Below are 10,794 nucleotides of genomic sequence, written 5' to 3' on the forward strand. Positions count from 1 at the left end.
GGAGAAGGACATGGCAAAGAAGCGTGCTCTTTTTGCCAGCTTGCTTACCTCGCGATTTCGTGATAGGCCCGATGCCATTGCCATTCGCGTCTCTTGGACAAATCCCAACACCATTAAACTCTGCTGCCCGGCACGTATGGAACCGTGGAACATGAGCCGTATTGCCCTGATGGTTTGGCATGAGGCACGCAACGACCTCGGCGAAAACTGCTCTATTATCATATTTCACACCTACATAAGCCCTGGTCTCATCAAGGTGGGAGAGTTGCAACCTATGCCCCAAAACCCAAACCGTGCCGAGGTGAAGTATAATTTTCATGTAACCGAAAATCAACTCTGGTGAGGCACCTTGGAACCGGACATTCGGCAGACGTGTGAACCGCTTGGTGAAGTGGTAGAAACCAGCACCATCGCTTTCACCGCCCAATGCCACCCGCCACGCCTGCATGCTCCGCCTGAGGTAGGAACTTTTGTGCGTATTTTGCCCCTTGGCGCCTCGCCTGCTGCCGATAGCGTTTCCTCCATAGAAGACCCCTTTCTCGACCCGGAAGAGAGGGTTGCCCAGGTAGCAGCTCCCCCCGAGACCCTGTATGCGGTGGTGGTAGAAGCCTATACCACCGGTGCCGATCCGGGCCGCAAGGCAATGGCTTACGGTTTAGATGAGGAGAGTCTGCGGGCAGAACAGCCACAGATTTTTCATCTGCTGACCACCGAGTTCCGCGCCGTCCACTTAGCGGTGCAGGGCCATAACCACAAGCTGCGCGGTGGCCCGCCTGCCGTTCCCCCACGCCTGCACGCCTTCGTCTATCCCTGTACCCAGACCGAGTTCTACGCTCTCACCGAACTGCCCGATCTGCCGCGGCGCCTGCTCTTCTTACCGGAAATAGATCTGCCCGACCCTCTCATCGTGGCCTGCCTCCGAAAGGCTTATGAGCAGCGTGGTAACGACTTCGACTTTTTGGTGCGCATGGGCAAACAGTTCGCCGTTCTCTTAAGAGGCGATGCCGACCGGCTTAATGCACTGCTGCGCGATCTCGAACCTTAAAACTCCGCAGAGCCGGGCGTTCGCGGAAACGGGATAACGTCACGAATGTTCTTCATGCCGGTGAGATAGAGCATGAGCCGCTCAAAACCAAGTCCAAAACCGGCATGAGGCGCGCTGCCGTACTTTCTTAACTCCAAATACCACCAGTAGTTCTCTTCCGACAGCCCACATTCTCGAATGCGCTGAAGCAGCACGTCATAGCGCTCCTCGCGTTGGCTTCCTCCGATGATCTCGCCGATGCGAGGGGCAAGAACATCCATGGCGCGTACCGTGCGACCATCGTCATTTACCCGCATGTAAAACGCTTTGATCTCTTTGGGGTAGTCGGTTACGATCACCGGGCTTTGAAACACCTCCTCCGTAAGGTAGCGCTCGTGCTCGCTTTGGAGGTCGGCGCCCCAATGCACCGGGAACTCCCAGTCGCGCCCGCTCTTTTGCAGAATCTCTATCGCTTCGGTGTAGCTCACATGGGCAAATGAGCTTTCGACAACATGCTCTAACGTCTCTAACACCTGGGGATCGATCCGCTTATTAAAAAATTCGAGGTCGGGCAAGCACTCATCCATCACTTTTGCAATAATCGCCTTGAGAAACTCCTCTGCAAGGGCCATATCGTCTTGCAGATCGCAGAAGGCCATCTCCGGTTCCACCATCCAAAACTCGGCCAGGTGTCGGGGCGTGTTGGAGTTTTCGGCACGAAATGTGGGGCCGAACGTATAGACGTTGGTAAAAGCGAGCGCAAAGATTTCCGCTTCAAGCTGCCCACTCACCGTGAGATAGGCCGGTTTTCCAAAGAAGTCTTGGGTAAAGTCAATTTCGCCGATTCGAGGCCCCTCTCCATAGCGTGGGAGGTTCATGAGGTCTAGCGTCGTAACGCTAAACATGGCGCCGGCACCCTCGCAATCCGAGGTTGTAATGATAGGAGTATGCACATAGAGAAAGCCACGCTCCTGAAAGAAGTCATGAATGGCTTTGGCAAGGGCGTTGCGCACCCGAAAGACGGCGCCAAAGGTGTTGGAGCGCGGGCGTAGATGGGCGATCTCCCGCAGAAACTCCATGGTGTGCCCTTTTTTCTGGAGCGGGTAGGTCGCCGGGTCTGCAGGGCCGTACACCAAAATCGCTTTAGCCTTTAGCTCCACCGGCTGCCCTGGTGCAGGAGACGGCACAAGGTCGCCCTCCACACGAATACACGCACCGGTAGTGACCTGCTTGAGAACGCTCTCTTCAACCGTCCCTTCCTCGACAACAACCTGTAAGTCGGCAAAGCAGGAGCCATCATTTATCTGCACGAAGTGGATGCCTTTACTATCTCTGCGCGTTTTTACCCATCCATGCGCCACCACCGGCCGTCCTACATCGCTGGCAAGAATATCGCGAATATACTCCCCCTTCCGAATCATCTCTGTACGCTTTTCCTTTCCCGCCTTTTTAGGTTCATGTTACCTCAATTCCCGTAGCCTTGTTTGCCGGAACGCCCGGCATTGCAAAACACTCTCTTTTTGGGATAAGGTATCTTCTAGTAAATTGAAAGAGAGGATGCGATGCAAGCCGAAAAGGTAACAACGGTAGAGATAGGTGAAGTGCGCATTGGGTCGCCCGCACAACCGCTCGCGCTGATCGGAGGCCCTTGTGTGGTAGAGAGCCTGGAGTTGTGCTTGGAGGTCGCCCGAACCGTCAAGCGGATAACTCAAGAATTGGGCATAGGCTATATTTTCAAGGCAAGCTTCGATAAAGCAAACCGCACTTCCAAAAACTCTTTTCGAGGGCATGGTTTAGAAAAGGGCCTTGAAATTTTGGCGGCGGTAAAGCGGGAGGTGGACGTCCCTGTGCTGACCGACGTTCATGAAACGTGGCAATGCGCCCCGGTGGCAGAGGTGTGTGACGTACTGCAGATTCCGGCATTTCTTTGCAGACAAACCGATTTGGTACTCGCTGCCGCCAATACCGGCAGGGCAGTTAACGTGAAAAAAGGGCAGTTTTTGGCCCCGTGGGATATGAAGAACGTGGTGGAGAAGGTTCTTTCAACGGGCAATAAGCGGCTGTTGCTTACCGAACGTGGGGTCTCTTTCGGCTACAACACGCTGGTCGTTGACATGACGGGGCTGCCACAGATGCGAGCTTTGGGCTTTCCCGTGGTGTTCGACGGCACCCACAGCGTGCAACGTCCAGGGGCTGCGGCAGGGGGGACGGCTTCGGGTGGCCTTCGAGAATATATCCCTCACCTCTCTCGCGCTGCCGCCGCCGTAGGGATCGATGCGCTCTTTCTTGAAATCCATCCAGAGCCGGAAAAAGGCCTGTCCGACGCGGCAACCATGCTTCCTCTATCGCAGCTAGAACCGCTCTTGCGACAGGTGCTTGCCATTCATCGAATAGCTCACGGGATGTGTTGAGCGAAACTATCGGCATCCGCCTCACCGCAGGTTTAAAACGGATGGCGGTGATGTCACGCCCTTTTTGAGGTCTCGTCTTCTAAAAGTGTGCAGTGAAAACTGCCGCACATTGCGAAAGGAGGCGAGATGCCATGAGATATGCGAAACAAGGTTTGGCCGGTGTGCTAGCGCTTTCCAGCATGGTGGGGGTCTTGATGGTCCCTTCCAAAGCGCTGGCCAGCGAGGAGGGGCGACGCAACACCACCTATGCGCTTGGTGCTGCTGCCGCTGCCCTGTTGCTAACCCAACATGATAAGACGGCGGGCATCCTCACCGGTCTTGCTGCGGCCTATGCCTACAAACGGTGGAACGACTCCATCACGGCCCGCCATCGCTGGGAGAGCTACTGGGATCGCCACTACAGGTACCGGCCACAATATTACCACGCCCCTTACCGCCCCGAGCGCTGGGACTCCGACCACGATGGCGACAACGACCACTACCGCCCGATAGCTTGGCACCACGACAACGGAAAACACCTCGGATGGTACAAACACGGGCGAATTCCACCCGGCCATGAGCGGCGGGATCACGACCACGATCGCGACGATCGCTAACTCCAGAACCTGTAGCGATACAAACCGCTAGCTCTTGCGCGGGATGATGCGGAGGCCCAGCTCTATTAGCTGGGCCTCCTCGACTTCTGAGGGCGCCTCCATCATCGGATCGTAGCCTAGCCCCATTTTCGGAAAAGCAATGACCTCCCGGATGTTCGGCTCATCCAAAAGATTCATGATAAGCCGATCGATGCCGGCAGCAAACCCACCGTGCGGGGGTGCCCCATAAGAAAAGGCCTCCAACAGATGCCCAAAACGCTCCTGCTGTTGCTCCCTACCGATGCCCAAAAGGTCAAAAACCTTCTGTTGGATATCGGCCCGATGGATTCGAATGCTGCCAGAGGCCGACTCCTGTCCATTGCACACGAGATCATAGCACTGCGCGCGTATCTTGGAGGGGTCGGTGTCGAAATAGGGCAGATGCTCCTCGTAGGGCATGGTGAAGGGATGATGCTCGGCTTCCCAACGCTGCTCCTCCGCATTCCACTGCACCAAAGGAAAATCGGTTACAAAGCAAAACGCCAATACATCCGGGTTGCGCAGCCCACAGCGCCTTCCTATCTCCAACCGTAGTCGAGATAACGACTCCGCCACGATTTTGGGGTTGGCATCGGCCACAATGCAGAGCAGATCGCCGGCTTCCGCCTCGCACAACTGCAGCAAACGCTGCATCTGGTCGGCAGAAAAAAACTTGGCGATGTTGGATTTTACGCCCTGTGGGGTTGGTTCTTGGACGGCGATCGTCGCCAGCCCCTTAGCACCGAACTCCTTAACGAACTCTCCCAAAGCCTCTTGCTCTTTCCGAGAGAGCTGTGCCCCTTGCGGATAGCGCACGGCTTTTACCTGCCCTCCGGCCTCTACGGCCGCGCGAAAAACGCCGAACTCCGTCTCTTGAGCTAGCGGTGTGAGGTCGCAGAGGGTGAGGCCAAAACGAAGGTCGGGCTTGTCTGTCCCGTAGAGTCGCATCGCCTCATCGTAAGTAAGGCGAGGGAAGGGAGTGGATAAAAGCTGTTTTTCGCTAAGCTGTTGCACAACGGCCGTCATCACCTTCTCGATAACCTGTAGCACATCTTCCTGTGTTACAAACGACATCTCCACATCGAGTTGGGTGAATTCCGGTTGACGATCGGCCCGCTGAGCCTCATCGCGAAAGCAACGCGCAATCTGAAAGTAGCGCTCACATCCGGCAACCATCAGCAGCTGTTTGTACTGCTGTGGCGACTGCGGCAGCGCGTAAAATAGGCCCGGTTGCAGCCGATAAGGCACCAGATAGTCCCTTGCCCCTTCAGGAGTGGATTTTGTGAGAATGGGTGTTTCGATCTCCAAAAAGCCCTCGGCGTCTAACAGATCGCGAATCAACTTCACCACGCGATGACGAAGCTCCAAAATGCGCATCATTTTTGGACGCCGCAGGTCGAGGTAACGATGCTTCACGCGCAGCGTTTCATCCACAGAGCGCATTTGGTCTTCGTCGTTGAGAGGAAACGGCAGGGTCTTCGCCGTATTGAGTATCTCGATCTGTTGTGCGGCGATCTCAACGTTGCCGGTAGCAAGCTTGGGGTTCTCCGTGCCAGGTTTGCGCAGACGCACTAGACCACGAAGGCTCAGCACATATTCGCTTCGAAGGGCATTTGCCGTTTCGATGAGATGGGGCGCATCGGAACGGTCTACAACCACCTGTACCAGGCCGGTGCGATCTCTTAAGTCAATGAAAACAAGATCGCCAAAGGTGCGCACGCGGTGCACCCAACCGTTCAAAACCACCTCTTGCCCTACATGCTCTTCCCGCAAAGCCCCGCACGCTATGGTGCGCTGCCAATAAGCCACGAAAACCCTCCTGTAATCTCTTTTGATTTTTGGTTATAGACGCTTTGCCAAGATGGCAAAACGTTATCCCTAAAAGGATTGTGGTTCATTTTACCTCTTGTCTCTATACGTGGTACCAGGGCAAAGCTGCCGCTTTAGACCACGCGGTAGTTTACGAGCCGCTGCGACGTTGGAATAGATAGAATGCAGGTGCAGCTAGAGGATGCGCCGGATCGTGCCACACCCGGAGCAGACGATAGTGGCTTTCTAAGCGCTCGGCCAACGGAAGCGCTCGTTCGTAACGTAAAAGCGCTTGGTACTCTCCGGCACGCAGCAGCACGAAATCCGGCAGAAAATGGCTCCAGAGGGCATGGAGCGGCGAGGGGTAGCGCCTTGAATAGAAAGGCAAAACTTGTGGCGAGACCAGCCCAACGGTATCTAGCACACGCAGGCCGCTGAAGTAACCGATATAGCCTATGGGTTCCAGCATAATGGTTTGATAAGGCTGCGCATGTGTACGCAGCCAAACTCCTATAGGCAACCGTAGCCTCTGTTCGGCCATCTGTGCCTGTTTCAGGGAATGATAGGCGTAAGGCACCGTGATAGCGCCTAACAGCAGGCTTGCCAGAGCCGTGGCAACCAAGGGTGAGAGACGGACTCGGTTGGGAAAGAGACGTGTGCCGAGCGTGAACCAACCGAGCATGCCCCATAGATAGAAGAGAGGAGAAGGTGGCACAAAGTACCACCCGAAGAGGAAAACAGGCGAGAAAGCCATTGCGGCATAGTAGGTAAGCATCCAAAGTAGGGAGGCTAACAGGGTGGCATATTGCGATTGGAGAGCGCTCTCGTTCCGAACGAAGCTCCAAACCGCCTGCAAAACGGCAAGCACGCAACCTACACTTATGCATCCTTCGAAAGGATGCATAAACATATGACCTAAGAAAGGCCTAAGCTGAGGAAAACGCCCCGCATATTCGCGAGAATAGACGATCAGCTTCGCCGGGACTGAGGTGGGGATGACCGAGCCAAAATAGACGGTCGCAAAAGCAAACCAGGGAAGAATCATGAAGCTGAACAGAAGTAGCCCTTTCCACGGAAAATGACGCCGGCGCAAGAGCGAGTCGCCTAAAAGGAACAGAGCCAGCACGCCCCCATCAATGCGCAATAGAAGCAAGAGAGCCGCGCAAAACCATGTTGCAAGCTCCTTCTCCAGTATCTGCCAGAGAAAGCTCCAGACGATGGCAGCGGCTACCAACCCCACCTCCATTCCGCGTGCGGCCCAGGTAAGGTTGAGAGGGAAAAGGGCCACAGCCCATGCAGTTCCTAACCCCACCCCAGGCCTGCCCACCGCTTTCCCTATCCGATAGACGCCAAGGGCCGTCAGTAGATCGCATGCAATTCCTAAGAGCTTTCCTCCCAGCAGGGCACTGAGATGAAGGCGGAACAACAGGGCAAGCCAGAGAGTGTATAAAGGTGTCGTTGTCCCTAAAACATGCTCTCCGGGATTATAGACAAACCCTACACCGTGCGCAATGTTGGCGGCATAGCGCAGGGTAATATAGACATCTTCCTCGGTGGCACCGCTAAGTAAAAGGGGGATCCGCACGATAAGAGCCATGCTAAGAAGCAAAAGCAAAGCCGCAGTGGAGGGATCACGAAAAACGTTTTTGAGGCGATTATGTAACGCCATAAGGACCTTAGCTATTCGCTTTATCGCCAGGAGTAGGCAGCGACGTTAGCGAAAAAGGAGACGAAGCTGATTGAGAGGGCGACGGGGCGACAAACGGCCAGGAGAACTGCACAGCAGCACGCACGATAAGCCTCCCTGGCTCGCAACGAATATCTTGGAGGGCAACGGGAAAGGGGAGGCTTTTCAGGCTCAGAATCGGTAACTCATTGATCAGGCGTTCTATATGTTGAACCGCCATCTCCGGCAGTGCAAAGCCGGTACGTACCGACTTCAACTCCACACGAATCTGGGTTGTGCTTGCGATGACGGGCACAACTTCGGCGGTGAAAGGCACGGGGAGATTTGACAAGAAAGGAAGGTAGGGATTCTTTTGAGCGGGAAGGAATTTTCCATCCACAATCGCCCTGCCGGAAAGCAGTCTTATCCGCAGTTCGCGTACCGGCGCGCTCAGCGGTGTAAAATTGTGAAGGAGGGGGTTTAAAGTAACCTCTGAGAGCACAAGAGTAATGGAGGTAAAGTCTGCGGATATCTGCGGTTTAAACCCTGGCGATTGATCAAAGTGCGCGTTGCCAAGCTCAACGGTCACCTCATCCACATGGAGCGCTCCGGGCAGTTGCGGCAGTTGCAAGGTAACGTTATGCAGGCGCACCTGGCCGTCAGTACACTGGAAACTTATCCCCTCACCCACGCCATATCTTCCCCATGAAAGTGCGTTGAGGCTATTTTAGCACACGGAACAGCTTAAGGCCACCCACTCAGTGATGCAAACACCTGCAAGGACTACGCAGTTCCAGAGCGCGTTTCGCCTCCAGGTTTCACCTTGACCTATGCGGGTCTAACTAGCCGACGATCAGCTCGTCCTCTCTGTCGGTTGAATAGCGCGAGCGAAACCGAAGGATCGCCGAGCCAAGTCCTCCAACAGCCACAATGGCGATCAATAGAATTCCTATAGGTGAAAGCCCGAAGATACTTAGCAGGAGATTTGCAAACACCAATAATGTGATGCCGGCGACCGCTTTGCGGGGCCAGTTGGTGAGATAGCCAGAGTACTTCGGAAAGCGCTCTACAATCTTATCCATTAAGGCGGCCGATCCGCAAAGCCACCCCACTCCCAGACCACAAAACATCAGTAGCACCCAAGCGACAGCGAGGGGAGCGATGTAGAGTCTATAGCCGATGGTGCACAGGCTCCCCAAGGCTACCCCAGCGCAGAACAAGATGAGCAGGCCACCTATCCCGTGCCCAACCGCCTCACGCGGTCTACTAAGAAGGGTGAGACTGACGTTTTGTGCCCATCGCGGGGCCAGTCCCGCGAGAATGCCGGTTCCCAAAAGACCATAGAGCCATAGCCCCAACAGTGCCAGGGGCCGCGCAAGGGACGTCGATTCGGTGTTGGCAGGTGCGTGATACGTCGAGATCGTATTGGTAAGCGTGGGTGATCCTATAGGCAGGTAACTTTCTGAATCGCCTTCGGTCACCATGTTGGCTCCAGTAAGCGGCGGCTTCCACTGCGAATCGGAGCTTTCATTTTCACTCAACGTATAGTTTCGGTTCGAGTCCGACTTGAAAAAGCAGGTGACTATTAGATTTGGCGATGGATGAAAAGTCTTTAGCGGTGTTTTCTTTTTGGCCGATTCAAAGACCGCGACCTTATACACAAAGGCTTTTGGAGATATTTCTAGGGCAGTGGGGCCTTGAAAGATTTTGATTGTCCCATCGACTCGGGCGCCTGGGGCCACGATAACGCGCGGACACTGATAGGCATAGACATCTTTGAGAACATGGCCCTCTATTAACAGCACTTGATGGAGCGCTTTCAACTGCTCCTCTTTGGCATTGGCCGGTATGCGTAGCAGAGCGGGGCGAAGGTTCTGTGGGTTCTGCCCCCAGCAGGGCAACATAAAGAGAGAATTCAGAAGAACGGACAGAAAGAAAACAGTTTTTGCACGCATCGCTACATTCCTCCTCGCCACAGTGGACGCCGCCGATAGCGCATCAAGGCCGCCAGCACCGCCAAAAGGGCCACATCAAAAAGCCCCCCCACCAGCTCCGTACTCCCTCCCTCCTGCCAAATGTGGAGGAGGGTATCGAGGGAAGCGGCTAATGATTGCAACACGTGAGCGACCAGCCAGCCGAACAGGGGAATAGAGCGCATGGAAGTGGCAAATTCGCGTAGCATCTGGACACCCATCTCCAGGTTTGCACCCAGCACTAATCGCCCCCACGTGCTCGCAATGAGGAAAAGGAAAATCCCCGAAAAAAGCGCTGCAACGAGCAGGCCATATCGGCTGAAGGTCTCTTTGGGAGCTTGCGGATGGCTTTGAAGTTGATGCGTCGCTTCATAGGTGAGCTCGTCGCATGTGTCTTCGGGAGAAACAACAGGGGGCGGGAGAAACTGCAGGCGCCGTAGAACTTGATCGGAAAAATCCGATGGGGGGTCAAGCACGGGCAGTTCTTCAAGGCACATAACTACCTGTTGCATCTGCGCGAACTCTTGTGCGCACCGAGTGCAGACGGCGAGGTGCACATTGAGCGCGACGGCCTGATCGGGGCGTAGTGAGCCGTCGTTCTCAAGCAGTTCCGGCAGATAGCGGCGAACTTCTAGGCAAAGCGCCTCGTTTGCCGCATCTGCAGAGTGGGTACGATAGAGCGGCTTTTGCTCCTGTGGTTCCTGCTGCTCATGAAATTGATGTTCCATCATTTTATCTCTAATGCCGTGGCTAACCGCTCGCGGAGCATCTCTCTCGCACGAAAGAGATGGGTTTTCACCGTGCCGGCAGGGATATCAAGCGTCTGTGCGATCTCTTCCACACTCATACCTTGGAGATGACGCAGAATGACCACGGCTCGATAGCGAGCAGGCAACGTGTTAATGGCATGCTGTACCACCTCTTGCGTGGCATTGCGCATCGCCACGCTTTCGGGGTCTGAGGTGCGAGCCTCCGCGGCGGGTTCACGGCCCTCTTCCAATTCAGAGTCAAGAGAGAGCGCCCCCTTGGACTTTCTTGACCGTAGCAGGTCAATGCATAAGTTGGAGGCGATCTTAAAAAGCCACGTCAGAAAGCTTGCATCCTTCCGAAAGGAGTGCAGCGATTGGAAGGCACGCAGGAATGTTTCTTGACTAACGTCTTGAGCATCCTCTGCATTGCCCATCATTCGGTAGGCGAAGTTATAGATTTGGCGCTGGTAACGCTTTACGAGTTGATCATAAGCGGACCAGTCCCCACACAGCGTACGCTGTACGAGGTCGGAATCCTTTTCTTCCAC

11 protein-coding genes are annotated in these 10,794 nt (G+C 55.0%); 4 read left to right on the top strand and 7 right to left on the bottom strand.

The annotated features are described in order from the left end of the window. Together VKV18_RS07935 and VKV18_RS07940 are read left to right on the top strand one after the other, a co-directional pair. The coding region (locus tag VKV18_RS07935; RefSeq protein ID WP_324203672.1) for a hypothetical protein at window positions 1-343 on the top strand (343 nt) is incomplete at its 5' end. Between the two features lie 6 nt (window positions 344-349). Continuing rightward, entirely contained in the window at window positions 350-1,045 is a 696-nt protein-coding gene (locus tag VKV18_RS07940) for a hypothetical protein (protein ID WP_324203673.1), read from the top strand. Here the strand turns inward: VKV18_RS07940 and asnS are convergent. Next, complete coding sequence (gene asnS / locus VKV18_RS07945; RefSeq protein ID WP_414647183.1) at window positions 1,042-2,442, bottom strand: asparagine--tRNA ligase; 1,401 nt, start codon at window positions 2,440-2,442, stop codon at window positions 1,042-1,044. The genes VKV18_RS07940 and asnS overlap by 4 nt on opposite strands. 144 nt (window positions 2,443-2,586) lie before the next feature. Here asnS and kdsA point away from each other — a divergent pair, with 144 nt between their 5' ends. Together kdsA and VKV18_RS07955 are read left to right on the top strand one after the other, a co-directional pair. Next, window positions 2,587-3,435, top strand: coding sequence for a 3-deoxy-8-phosphooctulonate synthase (gene kdsA, locus VKV18_RS07950; RefSeq protein ID WP_324203675.1), 849 nt, complete (start codon window positions 2,587-2,589; stop codon window positions 3,433-3,435). Between the two features lie 131 nt (window positions 3,436-3,566). Next, the gene (locus tag VKV18_RS07955) at window positions 3,567-4,031 is read left to right on the top strand and encodes a hypothetical protein (protein ID WP_324203676.1); all 465 of its coding nucleotides are present in this window, start codon (window positions 3,567-3,569) and stop codon (window positions 4,029-4,031) included. Between the two features lie 27 nt (window positions 4,032-4,058). On the opposite strand, the gene aspS is transcribed toward VKV18_RS07955, so the two are convergent. From aspS to VKV18_RS07985, 6 genes are all read right to left on the bottom strand, one after another. Further along, window positions 4,059-5,858, bottom strand: a complete 1,800-nt coding sequence (gene aspS, locus VKV18_RS07960) for an aspartate--tRNA ligase (RefSeq protein WP_324203677.1) — start codon at window positions 5,856-5,858, stop codon at window positions 4,059-4,061. A 151-nt stretch (window positions 5,859-6,009) separates the two neighbouring features. Continuing rightward, entirely contained in the window at window positions 6,010-7,527 is a 1,518-nt protein-coding gene (locus VKV18_RS07965; protein ID WP_324203678.1) for a hypothetical protein, read from the bottom strand. 7 nt (window positions 7,528-7,534) lie between these two features. Further along, window positions 7,535-8,215, bottom strand: a complete 681-nt coding sequence (locus VKV18_RS07970; RefSeq protein ID WP_324203679.1) for a DUF2993 domain-containing protein — start codon at window positions 8,213-8,215, stop codon at window positions 7,535-7,537. 151 nt (window positions 8,216-8,366) lie between these two features. After that, entirely contained in the window at window positions 8,367-9,479 is a 1,113-nt protein-coding gene (locus VKV18_RS07975) for a hypothetical protein (RefSeq protein WP_324203680.1), read from the bottom strand. Between the two features lie 2 nt (window positions 9,480-9,481). Further along, on the bottom strand, window positions 9,482-10,228 hold the full coding sequence (locus VKV18_RS07980; protein WP_324203681.1) for a hypothetical protein: 747 nt from the start codon (window positions 10,226-10,228) through the stop codon (window positions 9,482-9,484). Next, a partial coding sequence (locus VKV18_RS07985) for a sigma-70 family RNA polymerase sigma factor (RefSeq protein WP_324203682.1) occupies window positions 10,225-10,794 on the bottom strand: 570 nt, incomplete at its 5' end. The genes VKV18_RS07985 and VKV18_RS07980, both read right to left, overlap by 4 nt.

This window comes from Chthonomonas sp., assembly GCF_035294505.1.
Classification (GTDB): domain Bacteria; phylum Armatimonadota; class Chthonomonadetes; order Chthonomonadales; family Chthonomonadaceae; genus Chthonomonas.